General features: G+C 73.9%; 17 protein-coding genes and 3 pseudogenes. 11 read left to right on the top strand and 9 right to left on the bottom strand.

Going from position 1 to position 21,073, the window contains the following annotated elements; translation table 11 throughout:
• The first annotated feature begins 112 nt into the window (after positions 1–112).
• The 3 genes from CTZ28_RS14740 to CTZ28_RS48250 are packed head-to-tail and all read left to right on the top strand — an operon-like array spanning position 113 to position 3,329.
• A complete protein-coding gene (locus CTZ28_RS14740; RefSeq protein ID WP_121889802.1) occupies positions 113–1,447 on the top strand; it encodes an ABC transporter substrate-binding protein in 1,335 nt (444 codons plus the stop codon).
• A 33-nt stretch (positions 1,448–1,480) separates the two neighbouring features.
• Entirely contained in the window at positions 1,481–2,386 is a 906-nt protein-coding gene (locus tag CTZ28_RS14735; RefSeq protein ID WP_121889801.1) for a carbohydrate ABC transporter permease, read from the top strand.
• 1 nt (position 2,387) lies between these two features.
• Positions 2,388–3,329: a carbohydrate ABC transporter permease gene (locus CTZ28_RS48250; RefSeq protein WP_259471620.1), complete on the top strand. Its 942-nt coding sequence runs from the start codon at positions 2,388–2,390 to the stop codon at positions 3,327–3,329.
• Here the strand turns inward: CTZ28_RS48250 and CTZ28_RS48245 are convergent.
• A pseudogene (locus CTZ28_RS48245) lies at positions 3,321–3,560 on the bottom strand (enoyl-CoA hydratase-related protein); the annotation flags it as partial. The gene CTZ28_RS48250 and the pseudogene CTZ28_RS48245 overlap by 9 nt on opposite strands.
• Positions 3,561–3,797: 237 nt before the next feature.
• Here CTZ28_RS48245 and CTZ28_RS14725 point away from each other — a divergent pair.
• On the top strand, positions 3,798–4,691 hold the full coding sequence (locus tag CTZ28_RS14725) for a serine hydrolase (protein WP_121889800.1): 894 nt from the start codon (positions 3,798–3,800) through the stop codon (positions 4,689–4,691).
• 94 nt (positions 4,692–4,785) lie between these two features.
• On the opposite strand, the gene CTZ28_RS14720 is transcribed toward CTZ28_RS14725, so the two are convergent.
• The 5 genes and pseudogenes from CTZ28_RS14720 to CTZ28_RS14700 form a co-directional block, all read right to left on the bottom strand.
• The gene (locus tag CTZ28_RS14720; RefSeq protein WP_121889799.1) at positions 4,786–5,952 is read right to left on the bottom strand and encodes a S1 family peptidase; all 1,167 of its coding nucleotides are present in this window, start codon (positions 5,950–5,952) and stop codon (positions 4,786–4,788) included.
• 223 nt (positions 5,953–6,175) lie between these two features.
• Positions 6,176–6,391, bottom strand: a pseudogene (locus CTZ28_RS14715) (GNAT family N-acetyltransferase); the annotation flags it as partial.
• 106 nt (positions 6,392–6,497) lie between these two features.
• Entirely contained in the window at positions 6,498–7,655 is a 1,158-nt protein-coding gene (locus CTZ28_RS14710) for an FAD-dependent oxidoreductase (protein ID WP_121889797.1), read from the bottom strand.
• Between the two features lie 72 nt (positions 7,656–7,727).
• Positions 7,728–7,937 (bottom strand): annotated as a pseudogene (locus CTZ28_RS14705) (GNAT family N-acetyltransferase); the annotation flags it as partial.
• Positions 7,938–8,002: 65 nt separating this feature from the next.
• Positions 8,003–8,665, bottom strand: a complete 663-nt coding sequence (locus tag CTZ28_RS14700) for a class I SAM-dependent methyltransferase (RefSeq protein WP_121889796.1) — start codon at positions 8,663–8,665, stop codon at positions 8,003–8,005.
• Positions 8,666–8,800: 135 nt separating this feature from the next.
• On the opposite strand from CTZ28_RS14700, the gene CTZ28_RS14695 reads away from it, so the two are divergent.
• The 3 genes from CTZ28_RS14695 to CTZ28_RS14685 all read left to right on the top strand — a co-directional run bounded on the left by CTZ28_RS14695 (position 8,801) and on the right by CTZ28_RS14685 (position 11,639).
• Positions 8,801–10,063 carry a sensor histidine kinase gene (locus CTZ28_RS14695; RefSeq protein WP_472926668.1) on the top strand — a complete coding sequence of 421 codons (1,263 nt, stop codon included), beginning with the start codon at positions 8,801–8,803 and terminating at the stop codon, positions 10,061–10,063.
• Positions 10,060–10,752: a response regulator transcription factor gene (locus CTZ28_RS14690; protein ID WP_259471619.1), complete on the top strand. Its 693-nt coding sequence runs from the start codon at positions 10,060–10,062 to the stop codon at positions 10,750–10,752. Before CTZ28_RS14695 ends, CTZ28_RS14690 begins: the two co-directional genes overlap by 4 nt.
• 140 nt (positions 10,753–10,892) lie before the next feature.
• Complete coding sequence (locus CTZ28_RS14685) at positions 10,893–11,639, top strand: polysaccharide deacetylase family protein (protein ID WP_259471618.1); 747 nt, start codon at positions 10,893–10,895, stop codon at positions 11,637–11,639.
• A gap of 117 nt (positions 11,640–11,756) precedes the next feature.
• On the opposite strand, the gene CTZ28_RS14680 is transcribed toward CTZ28_RS14685, so the two are convergent.
• Positions 11,757–12,947, bottom strand: coding sequence for an AI-2E family transporter (locus tag CTZ28_RS14680; protein ID WP_121889793.1), 1,191 nt, complete (start codon positions 12,945–12,947; stop codon positions 11,757–11,759).
• A 154-nt stretch (positions 12,948–13,101) separates the two neighbouring features.
• Here CTZ28_RS14680 and CTZ28_RS14675 point away from each other — a divergent pair, with 154 nt between their 5' ends.
• Positions 13,102–13,938: a chitosanase gene (locus tag CTZ28_RS14675; RefSeq protein WP_121889792.1), complete on the top strand. Its 837-nt coding sequence runs from the start codon at positions 13,102–13,104 to the stop codon at positions 13,936–13,938.
• 37 nt (positions 13,939–13,975) lie between these two features.
• On the opposite strand, the gene CTZ28_RS14670 is transcribed toward CTZ28_RS14675, so the two are convergent.
• Complete coding sequence (locus tag CTZ28_RS14670) at positions 13,976–14,710, bottom strand: TetR family transcriptional regulator (protein ID WP_121889791.1); 735 nt, start codon at positions 14,708–14,710, stop codon at positions 13,976–13,978.
• A gap of 82 nt (positions 14,711–14,792) precedes the next feature.
• On the opposite strand from CTZ28_RS14670, the gene CTZ28_RS14665 reads away from it, so the two are divergent.
• A complete protein-coding gene (locus CTZ28_RS14665) occupies positions 14,793–15,941 on the top strand; it encodes an acyl-CoA dehydrogenase family protein (RefSeq protein ID WP_121889790.1) in 1,149 nt (382 codons plus the stop codon).
• A 21-nt stretch (positions 15,942–15,962) separates the two neighbouring features.
• On the opposite strand, the gene CTZ28_RS14660 is transcribed toward CTZ28_RS14665, so the two are convergent.
• Positions 15,963–18,248 (bottom strand): FUSC family protein, encoded by a 2,286-nt coding sequence (locus CTZ28_RS14660; RefSeq protein WP_121889789.1) that lies wholly within the window; start codon positions 18,246–18,248, stop codon positions 15,963–15,965.
• A 358-nt stretch (positions 18,249–18,606) separates the two neighbouring features.
• On the opposite strand from CTZ28_RS14660, the gene CTZ28_RS14655 reads away from it, so the two are divergent.
• Together CTZ28_RS14655 and CTZ28_RS14650 are read left to right on the top strand one after the other, a co-directional pair.
• The gene (locus tag CTZ28_RS14655) at positions 18,607–19,812 is read left to right on the top strand and encodes a cysteine desulfurase-like protein (RefSeq protein ID WP_121889788.1); all 1,206 of its coding nucleotides are present in this window, start codon (positions 18,607–18,609) and stop codon (positions 19,810–19,812) included.
• A gap of 158 nt (positions 19,813–19,970) precedes the next feature.
• Complete coding sequence (locus CTZ28_RS14650) at positions 19,971–21,059, top strand: NAD(+)/NADH kinase (protein ID WP_121889787.1); 1,089 nt, start codon at positions 19,971–19,973, stop codon at positions 21,057–21,059.
• Positions 21,060–21,073 lie beyond the last annotated feature (14 nt).

Raw genomic sequence — 21,073 nt, 5'->3', positions numbered from 1 at the left:
GGGGCTGCTCTCGCCCAGGATTTACAACGATGTACATCTGAGTGGCGGTGAGCCCGGAGCCGGACGCGCCCGCGTCCGGCTCCCGGCCCGCCGCCCGTGAGGAAGGAGCCATATGACCGGCACACCCGCACCCGTCGGTCCCACCCGGCGCCGCGCGCTCACCACCGCCCTGGCCTCCGGAGCCGCCGTCCTGGGCGCCGGGACGCTCAGCGGCTGCGGATCCGCGCAGGCGGCCGACGCCTCGACCGTGCGCCTGTGGGACCTGTTCAGCGGGGCCGACGGGGGCCTCCTCAACGACATGGTGCGCGCCGCGCGCCCGGACATGCCGGGCACCCGCGTCGAACGCACCGTCCTGGAATGGGGAACCCCCTACTACACCAAGCTCGCCATGGCCTCGGCCGGCGGCCGCGGTCCCGACCTCGCCATCGCCCATATGTCCCGGCTGGCCGGCTACGCGCCCACCGGACTCATCGACCCGTGGGACCTGGACCAGCTCGCCGCGTACGGCGTCGGCCGCGACGACTTCACCGACGCGGTCTGGACCCCCACCCAGTACCGGGGACGCACCTACGCCATCCCCCTGGACACCCACCCGTTCATCGTCTTCTACCACCCCGACATCGCGGCCGACGCGGGCCTGCTCACCGCGGACGGCACCCTGGACGCCGCGGCCTTCTCCTCCCCGGACCGGTTCCTGGCCGCCGGACGGGAACTGGCGAAGGCGTCCGGCGAACAGGGCATCGCGTTCGGCTACGTCACCGACACCGCCCAGGGCTGGCGGCTGTTCTACGGCCTGTACCGGCAGACCGGCGGCGCCTTCCGGCTCCCCGACGGCGGACCGGCCGAGGTCGACGTGGACCGCATGACCGAGGTCATCGCCTTCATGGCGAAGATCGTCGACGGGCGCACCAACCCCGGACACCTCGACTACTCCTCGGCCATCGCCGCCTTCGCCAACCGGCGGACCGGGATGATCCTCTCCGGGGAGTGGGAACTGGGCACGTTCCGCACGGCGGACGAGAAGGTGGGGGCGGCACCCTTCCCCACGGTCTTCGGGACCCCCGCCGTCTACGCCGACTCGCACTCGTTCGTGCTGCCCCACCACCCCGACCCCGACCCGGTGCGCCGGCGCCGCGCCCACCGCGCCGTCGCGGCCCTGCTGAAGGCGGGCCAGATCTGGGCCACCGCCGGCCACATCCCCGCGTACGGCCCCGTCACCCGCACCGCCGCCTACCGCCGACTGCAGCCCCAGGCCCACTACGCCGTGGCCCAGGACCATGTGGTCCTCGACCCCGCGGTGTGGTTCGCCGGCGCCGGCTCCGACTTCCAGAACGCCATGTCCCAGGTCCTGCAGCAGGCCCTCCTCGACGGCCTCGCCCCCGACCGCGCGGCGCGCGCCATGGTGCGGCGCCTGAACACCTTCCTCGCCAAGCCCAGCCCGGCCTGAACCGGCTGCGAACCACCCGCAGGAGGCACAACGATGTCCTCTCCCCAAGCCGCGCCGCGCTCCGCGGCCCCCACGGCCCGCCGGCTGTTCGCGCCCGGCCTGCTCTTCGCGCTCCCCTTCCTCGTCCTGTTCGCCCTCTTCCTGCTGTGGCCGCTCGCCCAGGGCCTGTGGATGAGCCTGACGGACACCTCGCTGTCGGCCCACGCCCCCGGCTTCGTCGGCCTCGACAACTTCACCGAGGCGCTGCGGGACGCGGACATGTGGCGCTCCCTCGGCAACACGGCCTGGTTCACCGTCCTGTCGACCGTCCCGCTCGTCCTGGTGGCGCTCGGGCTGGCGCTGCTCGTCCACACGGGGCTGCCCGGCCAATGGGTGTGGCGGCTGGCCTTCTTCGCCCCGTACCTGCTGCCGGTCGGCGTGGTGAGCCTGCTGTGGATCTGGCTCTACCAACCCGATCTCGGCCTGGCCAACCACCTCCTCGACACGCTCGGCCTCGGCCAACTGGCCTGGCTCGGCGACGAGTCGGTGGCGATGTGGGCCGTCGTCCTGACCACCCTGTGGTGGACGGTCGGCTTCAACTTCCTGCTCTGCCTTGCCGCGTTGCAGTCCGTCCCGGATCAGCTCTACGAGGCGGCGGCCCTCGACGGCGCAGGCGCCTGGCGGCGGCTGTGGTCGGTCACGCTGCCCCAGCTGAGCCGCATCACCGTGGTGATCACGGTGCTCCAGGTCCTGGCCTCACTGAAGGTCTTCGACCAGGTGTACCTGCTCACCAAGGGCGGCCCCAACGGCTCCACGCGTCCCGTCGTCGAGTACGTCTACGACGTCGGCTTCACCGGCTACCGGCTCGGTTACGCCTCGGCGATCAGCTACATCTTCTTCGCCCTCGTCCTGATCGCCTCCGCCGCCCAGTACGCGGCTCTGCGCCGCCGGGAGAAGTGACATGACCTCCACCGACCTGTCCGTCCGCCCCGCGCCCGGCGCCCGCGCCCCGCACCCGGTCCGGGAGCTGACGGCCCGCCGCCGCGCCGCCCGCGGCGGCACCAACCTCACCCTCGGCGACGGCCGCCGCACCCGGGTGCTCGCCCTGACCGCGCTGACCCTGCCGGCCGCCGCATGGCTGCTGCCGATGGCCTGGGGGCTGCTGACCGCGTTCAAGTCGGAGGGGGACGCCAGCGACCCGGCCCACTGGCTCTGGCCCCGGCACGGCTTCACCCTCCAGGGGTTCCGCACCGTGTGGGAGCGCGGCGACCTGCCGCTGTGGATGCTGAACAGCCTGTTCATCTCGGCGGCCGTCACGGTGATCACCGTGCTGGTCTCCGCGATGGCCGGATACGCCTTCTCGCGCACCCGCTTCGCCGGCCGCCGCTGGCTGTTCGCGGTCTCGGTGGCCGCGATCCTGGTGCCGCCGCAGGTGCTGATCGTGCCGTGGTTCCGGCAGATGCTCACCCTGCATCTGCTCGACACCTACGCCGCGGTGATCCTGCCGCAGACGGTCGCCCCGGTGATGGTGTTCATCCTGAAGAAGCACTTCGACTCGCTGCCGCGGGAACTGGAGGAGGCGGCCCGACTCGACGGCGCGGGCCACTGGCGGATCTTCTGGTCGGTCCTGATGCCGCTGTCCCGCCCGATGCTCGCTGCCGTGGCGATCTTCGTCTTCATCGGCGCGTGGAACAACTTCCTCTGGCCCTTCGTCGCCACCTCCGACCCGGCCCTGATGACCCTGCCGGTCGGCATCACCTCCGTGAAGGACGCCTACGGCATCCAGTACGCCCAGACCATGGCCTCCGCCGTGCTGGCCGCACTCCCGCTCGTCGTGGTCTTCATGATCTTCCAGCGGCACATCGTGAAGTCCGTGGCCACGACCGGACTCGGCGGCCAGTGACCGCCGGCCGCACCGGCCGGGGATCACCGGCAGTGGGACGACGGCCGGCGCCACCCCGGTCCGCACCTCGGTGAAGGCGAACGTGGCCGCGGTGGCGGCGGCCGCGATGTCGCAGGCGGCCGGCAGGCCGAGGCCGCCCGCGCGGACGTGCCCGGTGACCCGGGCGAACCCGGGTTTGTCGAGTGCGAGGAGCTGCCGGAGCGGGCCGGCGACGACGTCGGGCCGGGGCGGGCCGAGCGGGGCGGCGCGGACGCAGGGCGGCGTGCGCGCCCCACGGCCGGCTCGCTGATCTTCGCGATCGTGACGGCCGGGGGCGTGACGCCGCCCACACCCGACGCTGTGGCCTTGCCCACAATCGCCGGGAACAGCAGTTCCGAGGTGGCGGCCGTCACTTCGCCGTCGGGGTGATTTGTTTACGTTCGCAGTGCTGTGCCCCCTCCCCCCGATGAACTGCCGAGGTCCCGCCCCATGCCGCACCCGTCGTCACCCTCGTCCCGACCGCCGCGTGGCCACAGGCGCGCGGCGGTCGGCGTCACCGCCCTCGCGGCCTCGGTGGCGACCCTCCTGTCGACCGGTGCCCTCACCCCCCCGCCGGCCGCCGCCACCACGGCCGCGGCGCGGCCCGACTCGGCCACGGCGGACTTCCTCGCCCAGGTGCGGCCGCGGGGCGCGGAACGGGTCACCGCCGCGGTGCTCGACCTGGACGCCCCGGGCCGGGGGACCGCGGTGTACGGCGCCGACACCGCGTACGACACCGCGAGCATCATCAAGGTCGACATCCTCGCCGCGCTGCTGCTCGATGCGCAGGACGCCGGGCGGGGCCTGACCGCGCAGGAGCGCACCCGCGCGGAGGCGATGATCGAGCGCAGCGACAACGCGGCGGCCGACGCGCTGTGGCGGAGCATCGGTCTGGCCCCCGGCCTGGAGGCGGCGAACAAGCGCCTGGGACTGACCTCGACCCGGGGCGGCCCCGGCGCCCGGTGGGGGCTCACCCGGACCACGGCGAGCGACCAGATACGGCTGCTGCGCGCGGTGTTCGAGCCGGCCTCCGGCACGTCCGCGGGCGCCGGGGCGCTGACCGCGCAGTCCCGGAACTACCTCCGTACGCTGATGTCCCGCGTCGTGGACGAGCAGTCCTGGGGTGTCTCGGTGGCGGCCCGCACGGCCGTGGAGCTGAAGAACGGCTGGTTGCAGCGCACGACGACGGGGCTGTGGGACGTCAACAGCATCGGCCGTGTCACGGCGGGCGGACACCGCTACCTCGTCGCGGTCCTCTCCGACGGCAGTACGTCGATGAAGGACGGCGTCTCGCTGGTGGAACGGGCGGCCCGCACGGCGATCTCCTCGGCCGCCACCCGCTGACCCGACGCCACCGGCCCGCCGGGGCTTCCCGGACGTACCGCTCGCCGGGACGGGCCCCGGCTGTCGGCCGGGGCCCGCTGCGGTGCGGGGTGGGTCAGGCGGTGTGCAGGGTCAGGCCGTACCGGCCGAGGATCTCGTTGACGGGCTGGAACCAGGTCTCGCCGCCGCTGCTGCAGTTGCCCCAGCCGCCCGAGGTGACCCCCTGCGCCTGGTCGCCGCTGATGAACGAGCCGCCGGAGTCGCCCCCTTCGGCGCAGACGTTGGTCTTGGTCATCTGGTGCACCGCGCCCTGGCTGTAGTTGACGGTCTCGTTCTTGGCGAGCACCGTGCCGCAGTGCCAGTGCGTCGTCGAACCGGACCGGCAGATCGACGCGCCGATGGGCGCCTCGGCCGAACCGCGCACGAGCTGGTCGGAGACGGTGCCCCAGCCGAGCACGACCGGAACCGTCCACCAGCCGCTGCCCACGTTGACCCAGGCGTAGTCGTTGTCCGGGAACGACGAGCCCTGGAAGTTGCCTATGTAGCTGCCGTCCCAGCCGCTGACGCCGGCGCTGGGCTGTCCGCAGTGCCCGGCGGTGACGAAGCCGCCGTACACGGAGAAGCCGATCGAACAGCGGACGTTGCCGGTGTAGTACGGGTCACCGCCCACGGTGCCCGCGGCGAGGGTCGCCGGTGCGCCGGGGATCGCCTCGACGGTGACAGGACCGGTCTTGGCGGCCCGGGAGACGAACGACCGGACATCGTTGTCATCCTGCTTGCCCTCGGCGATGTTCACGACCACGGTGCTCGCCTGCGGGTCGACGTGCCAACTGGTCACGCCCGCGGGTGCGGAGAGCTTGTCGAGGCGTGCGACGGTCGCGTCCAGCTCGCGGGCGCTGTGCTCGACGGTGGTCACGGTGGCGCCGGTCGCCCGGATCGCCCGGCGGGTCGTGGCGGACGTGTCGTCGGTGACGCCGACGGTGAGGGTGCCGCTGGCGGCGTCGAACCAGGACCCGCCGAAGGAGGCGCCCGCTGCCCGGCGCGCCGTGGGCTCCACGGTCGTGGCCCGCTCCTCGGCGGCGAGCCTCGACTCCGCCTCGGCCTTCGTCAGATGCAGGTCGCGCTGCATCGCGGAGAGCAGCGCGGCCGAGGCGGGCGCCTCGGCGGACCGGGTGGCGGCGGGGGAGTCGCTGGCGGCGGCGGGCAGGGTGCCCGCCGTCACGCCGGCGCCGAGCATGAGCAGGACGGCGAGGCCGGCATGCATGAATCTGGTGCGTCTCATGGGGGTTGCCCTTCGTCGTTCCAACGGTGGTGGGGGTGGAACAGCAGCGATACTGAGAGCGCTCTCAGTCCTGTGGCGGAGCTGAGCCTAGCCGTTGATCATGAACAGGTCCATGCCAATGCCGGGTGGTTCATGACAGAGCGTCGGACTTTCTCGGCGCCGGGGGAGAGCGGGCCGGGGCGTGATCGCCCGCCCCGGCCGGCGCTCTCGGGGCGCCCGGCGGTCACGGATTGACGGCGTGTCCGGTGAACCGGCCGCACGGGCGGAAGCCCAGCCGGCGGTGGACTGGCTCGCCGTCGGCGGGTGCCTGGAGGACGGCGACACGCAGACCGTGGGCCCGGGCCGTGTGGAGCGCGGCGAGGGTGACGGCCGTGCCGTACCCGCGCCGCCGATGGCCGCAGAGCGTGGCGAGGTCGTAGAGCCCGGCGACTCCCGCGTACTTCCGTGCCGGGCCTATCAACAACTCCCCTGCTCAGCAGACGCTTTCGTCTGGCTACGGCGCTACCGGGAGAGCGCAGACCCCACCGACCGTCAGGTCGGAGAACCTATTGCTTCATGGAGTCCGCTGCCTGCGAAGGAGCCGGGCGAATCCCGCCGTAGACGAACGGGCCCTCCAGATAACGCTCCAAGGCGAAATAGGGTCGACGAGGTATGCGGACGCGGCGGCCGGCGTAGGAGAAGATCTCAAGACCGTCCTGCAGGGGCCCGAGAACGGTCCCTTGTGCGTGCCCCCGGATCCGCAGGTCACGGCCGGGTTTTCCACGCAGTGCGGCCACGACGTTGCGCGCGACCAGTGCGGGGCCTCCGTTGCGGGCCGAACCACGCAGGGAATCGCTGGCTGCTACGTCGCCCACGGCCCAGATGCGGTCGTGATCGGGCGTTCGCAGGTCTGCGCCCACGCGGACGTATCCGTGCGGGTCGAGCAGGTCCTCGGGCAGCCATGCGGTGTTCGGGCGGCCCCGGCCGACTGCCCAGAGGACGAGCCCTGCCTCGGCGGGGGGCTGGCCGGTGACGAAGGTGACGGGCCCCGCCGCCGGTGACAGATCGGCCGGCAGCTCTGCACGGTGACCTGGGTACAGATGAACGCGGAGCCGTTCGAGCCGCGCCCTCACCGCGTTCCAGACGTCGGGATGATGGCTGGTGAGGGCACGGTCTCCGGGGAAATACAGGTCGATCCGTGCGGCGGGAAACACCTCGGCGAGCTGCGCGGCGCTGCCCACCGCTGTCGCCCCACCACCGACGACAGCGATGGAATCAGCGGCGGCGAACCGGGCGTGCATGTCGCGCAGCCCCTTGTCGATCTCACTCTGGTCCTGCAGCTCGGGCTGACGCCAGAACCCATTACTCACGCCTGTGGCGAGCACAAGCGCGTCGTACGGTTCGCGTGTCGTAGTGCCGTCAGCCGACCTCACGCTGACCGTGCGGGCGTCCGTATCAAGGCCGGTCAGCGAGCCATGCACCAAGCGCGCGCGGTCCAGGACCCGAAAGCGGTCGTAGGAGATGTTGAACCGAGTCACCCACTCTTCGGGCCGGGCCAGTCGCCACCCCAGACTCTGTCCACTGATCAGGCCCGGCTTGCTGGAGACACCCACGACGTCGACGATGCGCCGATGCCGGACCAGGTTGATGGCGGTCAAAAGCCCGGCATCGCCCATCCCCGCCACTACGACGCGGGCCCGCGACGCCTGATCCAAGCGCAACATGGCCGAAGACTAGCAAGCCATGGATCATGCCCTCGATCAGGGACGCCAGCCCCCGGCACCGAGCGCCGCCACGAAGCCGCGGCCGGTGGCGGCCGGCGTACGGACGGTCTCGGCGATGCGCACCGGCGCGGTGGCGGGGGTGAAGCGGGCCGCGGCGACGATGTCGAACGTGTCGTCGTCCGGGCCGCTGTCCGCGACGAGGAGACCGCCGGCCTCGGTGACCGTGGCACCGGCCAGGCCGCGATGCAGATGGCAGGCGTGTTCGGCCAGGTTGCGTGCCATCCCGGCCGACAGGTCCGCCGGGCCGGCGAAGGGGGTGTCCAGCGGGTCCACGGCGGTCGACTCCGTCACGGCCGCGCGGGCGGCGCACCCCATTTCCCGGCGTCGAGCCGCGCGCCTTCGGCCGCGTCCGCCCGGCGGGCGCCGCCCGCGGCGGGCCGCGGGGAGCAGGCCCGGTACACGAACGCGGGCGGCACGTTGGGCCACACCACCGGCCCGCGTTCGACCAGGCCGAAGCGGTCGCGCAGGCCGGCCGCGAGCCGGCGGCCCGGCGGGGTCCAGGCGGCGTGCAGATAGCCGAAGGTGGTGAAGGGGCCGCCGGGCACGAGGCCGGCGGCGACCGCGTCCAGGGTCCGCTCCCGCTCCCCGGCGGGCATGACCGTCCACGGCAGTCCGGACACGATCGCGTCCACCGGGCCGCCCGCGGCCTGGGCCAGGTCGGCCGCCGCGCCGTGCACCACCGTCAGCCGCGGGTCGTGCCGGGTGGCCGCCAACTGCGCCGCGAGCCGCGCATTGAGCTCGATCGACACGAGCCGCGCGTCCGCCGGCAGCAGCCGCAGCAGGGCGTCCGTGAACACACCGGTGCCCGGCCCGAGTTCGACGACCAGCCGGGCGTCCGCCGGGCCGATGTGCTGGGTCATGGCGCGGGCCAGCCGCCGGGAACTGGCGGCCACCGCGCCGGTCATGAGGGGCCGTCTGAGAAATTGGGTGGTGATCGACACGGCTGCCATGCTCGGCACCCGCCCCGTGGCCCGGCGTCGTACTCCCGGTCCGCCCGGGTCCTCCTGCGGTAGGACCCCGGTGCAGCCCACGGGGTGACGCCCCCGCCCCACGGCCCGCCGTAGCGTGACGTGGTGTTTCGCCTGATGGAGAGCCTGGCGAGATGGCGAGGGCGCCACCCCCGGCTGATGGACGTCCTGCTCGTCGTGCTCGTCGCCGCGCCACCGGTGATCCGGGACCAGCCCGGCTGGCGGCCCGTGTGGGTGCAGATCACGGTGCACGCGGCGCTCGTACTGCCCCTGCTGTGGCGGCGCCGGCACCCGGTGCCGGTCGCCGCGCTCGTCACGGCCGCCTTCTGGGCGCAGTACCTGGGCGACGTGTGGGGCCGCGAACCCGGACGCGGGGCCCTCGCCATGGCCACGGTCTTCTACACGCTCTCGGTGCGCGGGCTGCGCCGCGCCGCCGCCGTGACCGCCGCGTGCGCGGGCGCGTGCGTGCTCCTGTGGACTCCCGGCTGGGTCACGGACTATCCGCGCGCCGGGACCGGCGGCAACGCCTGGCTCACCCCCCTCTCGGTGGTCCTGTGGCTCGCCGGGGCCTGGATCCTCGGCGCGTACGTCCGCGCCCGCCGCGCCTATCTCGCCGAGTTCGCGCGCCGTGCCGACCTGGCGGAGTCCCGGCGGCTGGCGCTGGCCCGCGCCGCCGTGGCCGAGGAACGGGCCCGCATCGCCCGCGAGATCCACGACGTCCTCGCGCACGGCGTCACCGTCATGGTGCTCAACGCCGAGGGCGCCAGGCTGGCCCGCGCCACCGACCCCACGGCCCCGGACCGCGCGCTGTCGGCCATCGGCAGCACCGGCCGTGCCGCGCTGCTCGAACTGCGCCAGCTCCTGGACGTGCTGCGCGCCGACGACGGGCCGGCCGGCGCCCCGGACGCCCCACGCACCGGCGAACTCCACGACACGCACGGCGAGTTCACCGCCCGCGGCCCCACCCTCGACGATCTGCGCCCGCTCGTCGACCGGCTCCACGCCGACTCCTGCCTGGAGCTGACCGGCGAGCGCGACGGGGTGTCCGCGGCGGTGGCCGAGCAGACGTACCGCATCGTGCAGGAGGCGCTCACCAACGTGGTCAAGCACGCCTCGCCCGACGCGGCCACCCGGGTGCGGATCGATCTCGGTACCCCGGGACCGGAGCGCCGGGTCCGCATCCGCGTCGACAACGCGGCGGGCACCGGGACCGCGCCCCCGGCCCTGCCGGCGTCGGCCGGCCGCGGGCTCGTCGGCATGCGGGAACGGGCGGCACTGTACGGCGGGACCGTCGAGGCCGGTCCGCTGCCCGGCGGCGGCTACCGGGTGGCCGCCACCCTGTGGCTGACGACCGGTCCGCTCGCGGCGGCGCCCCGGTGAGCGGGACGGCGGCCCCGCACCGCGTGCTGCTCTGCGACGACCAGGAACTGATCCGGATGGGGCTGCGCATGGTGCTCGACAGCCAGCCCGATCTGACCGTGGTGGGCGAGGCCGCCGACGGGCGCGCCGCCCTGGAGCGCAGCGCCGAACTTCGGCCGGACCTCGTCCTGATGGACGTACGCATGCCCGAGGTGGACGGCCTGGCCGCGACCCGGGAGCTGTGCGCCCGGCCGTCCCCGCCGAAGGTGCTGGTCGTCACCACCTTCGACCTCGACGAGTACGCCTACGGGGCGCTGCGGGCCGGGGCCAGCGGGTTCCTGGTCAAGGACGCCCTCGGGGAGGAGATCCTGGTGACGGTCCGGGCCGTGCTGCGCGGCGACGTCATGATGGCGCCGTCGGCCCTCCGCCGCCTCGTGGAGCGGTACGTCCTGCCCTCGGCCCCCGCCGCGGAACGTGGCCGCCTCGCCCGGCTGACCGACCGCGAACGGGACGTCCTCGCCCTCGTCGCCCGGGGCCTGAGCAACACGGAGATCGCCGCCCGGCTCTTCCTCGGGGAGACGACCGTCAAGACCCATCTGGGCCGCGTCCTGGGCAAGCTGGACCTGCGCGACCGCGTGCACGCGGTGATCTTCGCCTATGAGAGCGGCCTGGTCCGGGTGGGTGACCGACCCGGCGCCGACCGCGGGTAGGACGCCGGTACGGACCTTCCCCCGCTCTTACCCGACTCCGACCGTCCCGGCCCGCCGGCGGGCCGACAATGGAGCCGGGGTCGTGAGACCGAGGTGGCGCGATGGCAGCCAGGGCGCTACGACGGCGGACGGTGACGCTGATGACCGGCACCGTTCTCGCGGCCGTCGCGTCCACCGCCCCGCTCCAGGCCGCGTCCGCCACCCCGGCGGGCGGGACACGGCCGCCGCCCGTGGACTGCCGGGTCACCCCGTGCGTCGCGCTCACCTTCGACGACGGCCCCAGCGACTACACCCCCGCCGTGCTCGGCGCGCTGGAGCGGCAGCACGCCGTGGCCACCTTCTTCCTCATCGGGCCGCACGCGCTCCGCCTCCGCGCGGACGTGCTGCGTGAGGGCCGGGACGGCGACGCGATCGGCGACCACACGGTCACCCACCCGCACCTCACCCTGGTCCCGCCCGCCCGGGTCCGCTACGAACTGGAGACCGCGGCGCGGCAGATCGCCTCGGTCACCGGGCACCGGCCGACGATCTTCAGGCCGCCGTTCGGCGCGTGGAACGCGAAGGTGCGGGCGGCAGCCGCCGCCGCGGGGCTGGCGGTGGTGACGTGGAACGTCGACCCCCGGGACTGGCAGCACCACGACACCCGGCTCATCGAGCGGAGCGTGCTCGCCCGGGTGCGGCCGGGCGGCATCGTGGTCCTGCACGACCGGTACGCGACCACCCCGCCGGCCGTCCCGTATCTGCTGCGCGCGCTGACGGCCCGCGGCTATGCCCTGGTGACGGTCCCCCAGCTCTTCGCCACGAGCGGCGGCATGCGACCGGGCGTGGTCTACCGCCACGGCCCGACACCGGAGAACGGCCGGGTGGAACACGGCGCGGTCTCCTAGCCCGGCCCCCTGCCTCGCGGGGACCTCGACCGCTGTCGCAACACCCCGAGGCGTACGACGGGACGGACGAACCGCCGCTCGGCCCCGCCCTGCGCTTCCGGGCCACCGGCGACGCGGCTACGGGGGTACCGCTCGCAGTGCGCGCAGCACCGCCCAGACGACGGAGATGAGCGGGACCGCCACGACGGCGCCGATCACGCCCGCGACGATGCTGCCCGCGATGACGGACACGGCGACGGCCAGCGGATGGAGCCGGACCGCCCAGCTCATCACCAGCGGGTGCAGCACATGGCCCTCCAGCTGGCCGATGACGACGATGAGCGCCAGGACCAGCGCCGCCGTGACGGGACCGCGCCCGGCGAGGGCGACGACGGTGGCGACGCCGAGCGCGACCGGCGAGCCCACCAGCGGCACGAACGCGGCGAAGAACTCCAGGAGGGCCAGCGGCAGCGCGAGCGGCACCCGGAGCAGCAGCAGGGCGATCCCCACGAGGACCGCGTTGGTGGCGGCCACGATGATGATGCCGCGCGTGTATCCGGCGAACGTGTGCCAGGCGGCACGACCCGCCCGGTCCCACCCCTCGCGAGCACGCGCGGGCAGCAGCTGGTCGCGCGCCCAGCCCCACAGCCGCTCGCCCGAGTGGATGAAGAAGACGGCGGAGAAGAGCGCGAGGGCGATCCCGGTCACCACCTCGACGACCCGGCCGAGACCGCTGACGGCGCTGCCGAGCAGGCTCGACCCGTGGGTGCTGAGGTAGTGCATCACCTGCCGCTGCAGTTCGGCGAGCCGGCCGGGCCCGAGCCGGAACGGGGGCCGCTGGAGCCACTGTTCGATCTGGTGGATGCCGCCGCGGAACTCGCCCGCCAGTTTCGCCGACTCGCCGGCCACCGCGTTCCCCACGAGGGCGAGCAGGCCGAGCAGGAGCAGAATGCTGCCGACGAGCGCGACGGCCACGCTCAGCGGCCGGGGGAGCACGCGGTTCAGCAGATCGGCGACGGGACGCAGGATCGCGGTGAGGACGAACGCGAGGAACAGGGCCACGGCGACGAGCTGGAAGCGCCCCAGGATCGTGAACAGGCCGTAGACGACGATGCCGACGAGGATGAGCCGCCAGGCGTAGGCCGCGCCGACCCGCAGCCACGGCACCGTCCGCTCGGGCGCGGTGTACGCCACGGCCGGGACGCCGCGCGGGCCGGGTCGGGCGGGCGGCGGCAGCCGTACGGAGTGGGCGGGTCTGCTGCCCAGAACCGCACCGTGCGCCCCGCGCCCGCGGCCCGCGCCTCCCCGCCGTCTCTGATGACCGGTCATATCTAGAGTCCTGCCCGCTTGTGTCATGACTCGGCCTCGTCCGATCCTACGAACTTCCCGCCCCCGGGGTTCCCTCCCGACGTCTGATAGGAAACCTTCCTATCGATGCGGTCCGGACCGACTCCCCATCCCCCACCTCTGGTTGGAGCCCCTGATGCATCTCGGCCATGACGCGGCAGTCCCGTCCGGTGTGTCCCGCCGGACCTTCGCCGCACTGACCGGCGCGGCGGCCCTCGGCGCCCTCGTCGCCGTACCCCGCGCCGCCGCGGCGCCGGCGGTGGCACCGGGCCTCGACGACCCGGCGAAGAAGGAGACGGCCATGAAGCTCGTGTCGAGCGCGGAGAACTCCTCGCTCGACTGGAAGGCCCAGTACGCGTACATCGAGGACATCGGCGACGGCCGCGGATACACCGCCGGCATCATCGGCTTCTGCTCGGGCACCGGCGACATGCTCGACCTCGTACAGCTCTACGCCGACCGCGGGCCGGGCAACGTCCTCGCCCCGTACCTGCCCGCGCTGCGCCGGGTCAACGGCACCGACTCGCACGCCGGCCTCGACCCGGACTTCCCCCGGAACTGGCGCACCGCCGCCCAGGACGCGGTGTTCCAGCAGGCCCAGAACGACGAGCGGGACCGCGTCTACTTCGACCCCGCGGTGCGCCGGGGCAAGGCCGACGGGCTGCGCGCGCTCGGCCAGTTCGCCTACTACGACGCGATCGTCATGCACGGCGACGGCACCGACGTCACCGGCTTCCGCGCCATCCGCGAGCGGGCCCTGTGGTCGGCCGAGCCGCCGGCGCGGGGCGGCGACGAGACGGTCTACCTCGACGCCTTCCTCGATGCCCGGGTGTGGGCCATGAAACAGGAGGAGGCGCACAGCGACACCAGCCGGGTCGACACCGCGCAGCGCGTCTTCCTGCGCAACGGCAACCTCGATCTGAACCCGCCGCTGGACTGGCGGGTCTACGGCGACAGCTACCACATCGACTGACTCCGGAGAGGGAACTGAGTGCCCCTCGATCAGGCACTCAGTTCCCTCCCGAGGTGCCTCCGTCCCGGAACCCCTCCAACTGCTGCACGATCTGCCACATGGGCGTGCTGCTCCGGGTGACCACGACGAGGGTCTCGCCCGTGCCGCCCCAGGTGCGGTGGACGAGATCGAGGGCCCGGTCGATGCCCGCCGCGGCATCGCCGCGCGCGCCGGAGCGCAGCCAGGCGCGCAGCCCGTAGTTGTGCGCGGCCACCACGCTCGCGGCGACGGTGTACGCCCGGACATCACCGTCCGGCAGCGTCGCGAACCGCCCCTTGAGATAGTCGGCGAGGGCCCGCTCGTAGCGCCACACCACAGAGGTCTCGTGGGCCTTGAGGGCCGGCACCTTGCGGGTGAGCGCATACCGCTTCACCGAGAACTCGGCGTTCTCCGCGTACATGCGCATGACCAGCCGGGCTGCACCGCAGGCGCGCGCGACCGGGTCGGGGTCCCGGGCCCCGTCCTCCAGGTACGCGACCATGTCGGCGAGCGCCCGTTCGTGGTCGGGGAAGACGACCTTCTCCTTCGTCGGGAAGTACCGGAAGAAGGACCGGCGGCCCACACCGGCCCGGCGCACGATGTCGTCGACGGTCGTGCTGTCGTAGCCGTGCTCGGTGAAGAGCTCGAATGCGGCGGAGACGAGGAGTTCCCTGATGGGAGCCCTCTCCTGGTCGTCCGCGCCCCCGGCGCCGCCCGCACCGCCGTGCGTCGTGTGGTCGTGCTGCTCGTCCATGGCCCGAACGTACCTCCTCCCTTTCGGTATGGCACTCAGGGTGCATAATGAGGGTACTGAGTGCCATACCGTAGGAGAGCTGATGTCGGACTTCGACCTGTACCGTCCGTCCGAGGAGCACGGGATGCTCCGCGCGTCCGTGCGTTCGCTGGTGGAGGCGAAGATCGCTCCGTTCGCGGCTGCGGTGGACGAGGAGGCCCGCTTCCCGCAGGAGGCGTTGGAAGCACTGGTGGCGAACGACCTGCACGCGGTGCATGTGCCGGAGGAGTTCGGGGGCGCGGGTGCGGACGCGCTGGCGACGGTGATCGTGATCGAGGAAGTGGCGCGGGCGTGTGTGTCCTCGTCGCTGATTCCGGCGGTGAACAAGCTGGGGTCGTTGCCGGTGATGCTGGCGGGTTCGGCGGAGTTGAAGCAGCGGTATCTGAGGCCGTTGGCGCGGGGTGAGGCGATGTTCTCGTACTGCTTGTCCGAGCCGGAGGCGGGTTCGGACGCGGCGGGGATGCGGACGCGGGCGGTGCGTGACGGTGACCACTGGGTGCTGGACGGGGTGAAGCGGTGGATCACGAATGCGGGGGTGTCGGAGTTCTACACGGTGATGGCGGTGACGGACCCGGAGGCGCGGTCGCGGGGGATCTCGGCGTTCGTGGTGGAGAAGTCGGACCCGGGGGTGTCGTTCGGCGCGCCGGAGCGGAAGCTGGGGATCAAGGGGTCGCCGACGCGTGAGGTGTACTTCGACGGGGTCCGGATTCCGGCGGAGCGGATGATCGGCGCGGAGGGGACGGGATTCGCGACGGCGATGCGGACGTTGGACCACACGCGGGTCACGATCGCGGCGCAGGCGCTGGGAGTGGCGCAGGGGGCGTTCGACTACGCGAAGGGGTATGTGCGGGAGCGGCGGCAGTTCGGGCGGCCGGTGGCGGACTTCCAGGGCGTGCAGTTCATGCTGGCGGACATGGCGATGAAGATCGAGGCGGCGCGGCAGCTGACGTATGCGGCGGCGGCGAAGTCGGAGCGGGGGGACGGGGACCTGACGTTCCAGGGGGCCGCGGCGAAGTGTTTCGCGTCGGATGTGGCGATGGAGGTGACCACGGACGCGGTGCAGTTGCTGGGTGGGTACGGGTACACGCGGGATTATCCGGTGGAGCGGATGATGCGCGACGCGAAGATCACACAGATCTACGAAGGCACGAACCAGGTCCAGCGCGTCGTCATGGCTCGCAATCTGCCCTGACGCACCCCTGCGGCCCGGCCGTCAGCCGCCGTACCGTTGCGCCGCGGCGGCCAGTTCGGGCTGGAGACGGCGGGCCGCGTTCAGATGGTCGGCGGTCCAGATGATGCGGACCGCCGTGTCCGAGGCCCGCCCGTGCTCGTCCAGCAGATCGCGGCGGACGGACTCGACCAGCCCCGCCGCGCCGTGCGGATCGGGCGGCAGCGGATCGGGCACGGACCGCGGCCCGTCGAGGCACCCGGCCAGATCCCGGTACCAGCCGGTCACCTGACCGGCCGCCGAGAGCAGGACCAGCCGGGCGGCGGCCCGGTCGGCCTCGGCGGACAGATCACCGGCCCGCTGCCACAGCCCCAGCACGGCGTCCGCGGCCTGACGCAGCCCGACGACGCCCGTGACCAGCGTGGTCACATCGGCCAGCGGCACGGGCTTGGAGCCGCGCTCGGCCAGATAGCTGCGGAAGGCGTCGTCCAGCCGTCGCGCGGCCGCGGCCGCCTCACGGCCCTGCTCCAGCGGGGCGTCGGACCTCGTCGGCGGCCTGCCGCACCTGCCGATGGCGTACTCCACCGCACCCGCCAGATAACGGGCGCTGTCGGTGTACGCGGCGGCCAGCGCCCGGTCCACCGCGGCCGTGGCGCCGCGCGGCCAGAAGAACAGGCCCACCAGCACGCTCACCGCGACGCCGAGGCCGATGTCCTGGACCCGCAGCAGCACGATGTGCCAGTTCGGGTTCTGGCCGATGTTGAACAGCACGACCAGCGTGACGGTGAAGGCCGCCTGACCCGCCATGAACGAGACCGCGGCCGGCGCGATGCCGGCGACGAGCACGGCGAGCGGCAGCAGGAACCAGAGCGCGACGCCGTGCTGGCCGATGAGGTGCAGCAGCCCCGCGCCGACGAGCGAGCCCGCGATGGTGCCGCCGAGCGCGCGCACGGCGTTCTGCCCGGTGCTGAGCGCGTTCGAACGCAGCACCGACAGCGTGCCGAGCAGCACCCAGAAGGAGCGCTGGACACCGGTCAGGTCGGCCAGGGCGACGGCGATGCCCAGCCCCAGGGCGCCGCGCAGGCTGTTGTGCAGCCACACCGAGTGCCGCTGGAGATGGGCCGCGGCCCGCTCGCGGGCGGCGGCGAACGGCTCGGTCAGCGCCCCGGGGTCATGGCCCAGCAGCCGCTCCGGCCAGCTGCGCCGCTCCGCCGCCGCGGCCAGCTGCACGTTGTCCGCGACCTGGAGGGTCGCGAACCCCAGCTCCTGGGCCCGGAAGGACACGTCCAGGGTGCCGAGGAAGGCGTGCGCCTCCGCCGCGGTGCCGGGCCGGTGGTGCACCGGCAACCGGGTGGTGGCCCCCCGCTCCAGGCCGGCCACGGCCTTGCGGAGATCCGCCGCGGCGGCCGGGAGCGTGTCCGGCGCGGTGGGCGGACGGGCGAGCGTGTCGGCGGCCCGGTCGAGGACCGCGGCGGCGGCCCGCAGCACGGCGTGGGCGTCCGTGTCGCAGGTGCGGCAGTCGGCCGCGGGCTGTCCGGCCCCGGCCACGACGGCGGCCAGCCAGGTCAGCTCGTCGACGAGCCGGACGAGGGCACGGGAGCCGGCGGACAGCCCCGTGGGCCGGTTCGGAGTGGCGTCGAAGACGGAGCGCAGCTCCGCCGCCGCCGAGCCGGTCCGCGCGGCCAGTTCGGCGCGGCGCACGGCCGTCGGCGCGTCCGGCGCGCCCGCCAACCGGGCCACATGCGCCCGCAGCTGCGCCGCCGCCGCGCGGCACACCCGCGCGGCCGGCGCGCTGAGCGGGTCCGCGACCGGCCGGGGCCACAGCAGGGAGATCGCGAGCAGCGTCGCCAGCGCCGCGAGGCCCGCCCCGGCCAGCCGCACCGGCAGCTGCGTCAACGGCGCGGGCGAGGTCACGGGGAGGATGAACGCCAGCAGCAGCGAGGTCGTCGCGCCCGCCAGCACGGAGCTGACGACACCCGAGAACAGGACCAGGAACCCGGTCACCACCATGACGGCGACCGCCAGCCAGGTCACCCCGGCCACCAGCGAGCCCAGGCAGATCAGCACCGCCCAGGCCGCCGCCAGACCCGTGTACGCCCGCAGCCGCTGCACCATCGGACCGGTGAAGTCGACCAGCAGCAGCATCGCGATGGACCCGTACGCGGCGAAGGTCGCCATGACGGGCGAGCCGATCACCTGACCGCACAGGGCGAAGAGGGCGGGCATGACCAGCGCGGTGCGCCCGGCCCGACGGGTCGCCGCGAGGTCCGGGTCGCGCCCGCGCAGCCATGCCAGGGCCCTCGTCGACCGGGTGCCGCCCCGTTGTCCCATAGGCCCGCGCACCTCCCGCGGTCGGCCCGCCCACCTGCCCCGACGACGCCAGTATCGGCCACACCCGGCGCGCGCACGCGGTGCGCCGGGCCGGACGGGCCGCCTCTGGGCGGGCCCGGCGCACGGTTGCGGCGCGGCTGCCCCGGTCGGGCCGTGGGCCGGACCGCGGGGAGCCGGCGTCGCGGGCCGGGGCCGGCGCGGTACGCCGAAGAAGAGGGGCGGAGGGGCTCCCCGGCGGAACCGGCGGAACCGGCGGAACCGGTGGAACGGGCGGAACCGGCGGCATCGGCGACGAAGCGGGCGCGAGTACCGTCGGCGTGATGCGCACCGCCCGGCCCGCCACCCACAGGAGCCCTCCGTGACGTACGACATCAGCGCCATCCGCTCCGAGTTCCCCGCGCTGGCCGCCGGGGTCGCCCACTTCGACGGGCCCGGCGGCACCCAGACCCCCCGGGCCGTCATCCGGGCCATCGGCGACGCGCTGGCACAGCCCCTGTCCAACCGGGGCCACGAGACACCGGGGGAGCGCAACGCGGACGCCATCGTCACCGGGACCCGCCGGGCCATGGCCGACCTCCTGGGAGCGCAGCCGGCCGGGATCGTCTTCGGCCGCAGTGCCACACAGCTCACCTACGACTTCTCCCGCACGCTCGCCGCGACCTGGTCGCCCGGCGACGAGGTGGTCGTCACCCGCCTCGATCACGACGCCAACATCCGCCCGTGGCTCCAGGCCGCCGACCGGGCCGGTGCCGTCGTGCGCTGGGCGGACTTCGACCCGGCCACCGGCGAGCTCACGGCGGACGACATCCGCGCCGTCGTCTCCGAGCGCACCCGGCTGGTCGCCGTCACCGCCGCCTCCAACCTGATCGGGACGCGCCCCGCGATCGCCGAGATCTGCGCTCTGGCGCACGACGCGGGGGCGCTCACCTATGTCGACGGTGTCCACTACGCCGCGCACACGCTGGTCGACCTTGAGCGGCTCGGCGCGGATTTCTTCGTCTGCTCCGCCTACAAGTTCCTCGGCCCCCACCACGGGGTGCTCGCCGCCCGGCCGGAACTGCTGGAGACCCTGCGCCCCGACAAGCTGGTGCCCGCCACCGACGTGGTGCCGGAGCGGTTCGAACTGGGCACGCTGCCCTATGAGTTCCTCGCCGGCACGAGGGCGGCGGTCGACTTTCTGGCCGGCCTCGGCGGCCGGGCCGCCGGACCGCGGCGCGAGCGCCTTGCCGCCGCGTTCGCCGCCCTGGAGGGCCATGAACGCACCCTGCGCGACCGGATGGACAAGGGCCTGTCCCAGCTCGACGGCGTCACGGTCCACTCCAGGGCCGCCGACCGCACCCCCACGGTGCTGCTGACCTTCGAGGGGCGGGACGCGGCGGACGCCTACCACGCCCTCGCGCAGCGCGGCGTCCACGCACCGGCGGGATCGTTCTACGCCGTCGAGGCGTCCCGCCGCCTCGGCCTCGGCGATCGGGGCGGCCTGCGGATCGGGCTCGCGCCCTACAACGACACGGAGGACGTCGACCGGCTGCTGGCCGGGCTGACCGCGTACCTGGCGCGCTGAGGCGGCCGGCGAGGCCGGCGAGGGCGCGCGGGACGGGCGGTGCGTGCGGACGCCGTCCGGCGGCGTGCCGTGCGCTGCCGTGGCAGGCTCGATGGTGACCGTGGCCCTGTGCGCCGCGCCGGTGCGGGCCGCCGGCCCGCGTGTCCTTGGAGGCGGATATGACCGTGAGTCGCATCGGCCTGGTCGTCCACGGCGGACGCGCGGAGGCCGTGGACGCCGCCCGGACCGTCCGCGAGTGGAGCGCGCAGAACGACGTGCGCTGTGCGGACATCGACGTGTGGCAGGACGGCGCGCGGCACAGCGCGCAGGACGAGATCGAGGCCGCGGGCGACCCCGACCTCATCGTCACGCTGGGCGGCGACGGCACGTTTCTGCGCGGGGCCCGGCTGGCGGCGGAGCACGACGCGCTGGTCCTCGGGGTGGATCTCGGCCGGGTCGGCTTCCTCACCGAGGTCCCCGCCCCGGCCGTGCGCTCCGCGCTGGACGCCGTCCGGGACGGGCGGCTCGATGTCGAGAGCCGCATGCTGCTCACCATGCGGGCCTCGTGCCGCCTGCGGGTGCCCTCCGGCATGGAGGCGCTGCTGCGGTACGGCCGCGGCCCCCTGCTGCCGCCCCCGCGGGTGCGCACCGACTGCGAGTCCGGGGACGAGTGGGGCGTCGCCCTGAACATCACCGCGCTGAACGACGTCGTGCTGGAGAAGCTCGCCCGGGACCGGCAGGTGTCGGTGGGTGTGTATCTGGCCGGCCGGCTGCTGGCGTCCTACTCCGCCGACGCGCTGCTGGTGGCCACCCCCACCGGCTCGACCGCGTACAGCTTCGCCGCGGGCGGCCCCGTCGTCTCGCCGCGCGCGGAGGCACTGATCTTCACGCCGGTCGCCCCGCACATGACGTTCAACCGGTCGGTCGTCGCCGCTCCCGACGAACCCATCGCGCTCAGGGTGCTGGAACGCTCGGGCCGGGCCGCCGTCAGCATCGACGGCCAGCTCCGCGGCGTCCTCGACCCGGGGGACTGGATCGGGGTGTATCCGTCCCCGCACCGGCTCCGCGCGGTGCGCCTGGGGCCGATGGACTTCTACGGCAGGCTGCGCGACCGGATGAACCTCACCGACGCCCCGGCCGCGGTCGCCGACGGCACCGCCGCACCGCTGTGGCCGGTCAGGTCCCCACCCCCGGGTGATCTCGCGCACCTCGCGCTTCCGCCGCTTCCCGACGCGGGCGGCACCCTGCCGGGCCGGCCCGCGTCCTGACCGCGGGCGCGCCC

It is taken from the genome of Streptomyces shenzhenensis, assembly GCF_003688995.1.
Classification (GTDB): domain Bacteria; phylum Actinomycetota; class Actinomycetes; order Streptomycetales; family Streptomycetaceae; genus Streptomyces; species Streptomyces shenzhenensis_A.
Note: the sequence above shows the minus strand (reverse complement) of the source record. Positions and strands in the feature narration are given on the sequence as shown.

Excerpts from the sequence above, each read along its gene's own strand:
- CTZ28_RS14740 (WP_121889802.1), top strand. The coding sequence starts at position 113 with ATGACCGGCACACCCGCACCCGTCGGTCCCACCCGGCGCCGCGCGCTC.
- CTZ28_RS14735 (WP_121889801.1), top strand. The coding sequence starts at position 1,481 with ATGTCCTCTCCCCAAGCCGCGCCGCGCTCCGCGGCCCCCACGGCCCGC.
- CTZ28_RS48250 (WP_259471620.1), top strand. The coding sequence starts at position 2,388 with ATGACCTCCACCGACCTGTCCGTCCGCCCCGCGCCCGGCGCCCGCGCC.
- CTZ28_RS14725 (WP_121889800.1), top strand. The coding sequence starts at position 3,798 with ATGCCGCACCCGTCGTCACCCTCGTCCCGACCGCCGCGTGGCCACAGG.
- CTZ28_RS14720 (WP_121889799.1), bottom strand. The coding sequence starts at position 5,952 with ATGAGACGCACCAGATTCATGCATGCCGGCCTCGCCGTCCTGCTCATG.
- CTZ28_RS14710 (WP_121889797.1), bottom strand. The coding sequence starts at position 7,655 with ATGTTGCGCTTGGATCAGGCGTCGCGGGCCCGCGTCGTAGTGGCGGGG.
- CTZ28_RS14700 (WP_121889796.1), bottom strand. The coding sequence starts at position 8,665 with ATGGCAGCCGTGTCGATCACCACCCAATTTCTCAGACGGCCCCTCATG.
- CTZ28_RS14695 (WP_472926668.1), top strand. The coding sequence starts at position 8,801 with ATGGAGAGCCTGGCGAGATGGCGAGGGCGCCACCCCCGGCTGATGGAC.
- CTZ28_RS14685 (WP_259471618.1), top strand. The coding sequence starts at position 10,893 with ATGACCGGCACCGTTCTCGCGGCCGTCGCGTCCACCGCCCCGCTCCAG.
- CTZ28_RS14680 (WP_121889793.1), bottom strand. The coding sequence starts at position 12,947 with ATGACCGGTCATCAGAGACGGCGGGGAGGCGCGGGCCGCGGGCGCGGG.
- CTZ28_RS14675 (WP_121889792.1), top strand. The coding sequence starts at position 13,102 with ATGCATCTCGGCCATGACGCGGCAGTCCCGTCCGGTGTGTCCCGCCGG.
- CTZ28_RS14670 (WP_121889791.1), bottom strand. The coding sequence starts at position 14,710 with ATGGACGAGCAGCACGACCACACGACGCACGGCGGTGCGGGCGGCGCC.
- CTZ28_RS14665 (WP_121889790.1), top strand. The coding sequence starts at position 14,793 with ATGTCGGACTTCGACCTGTACCGTCCGTCCGAGGAGCACGGGATGCTC.
- CTZ28_RS14660 (WP_121889789.1), bottom strand. The coding sequence starts at position 18,248 with ATGGGACAACGGGGCGGCACCCGGTCGACGAGGGCCCTGGCATGGCTG.
- CTZ28_RS14650 (WP_121889787.1), top strand. The coding sequence starts at position 19,971 with ATGACCGTGAGTCGCATCGGCCTGGTCGTCCACGGCGGACGCGCGGAG.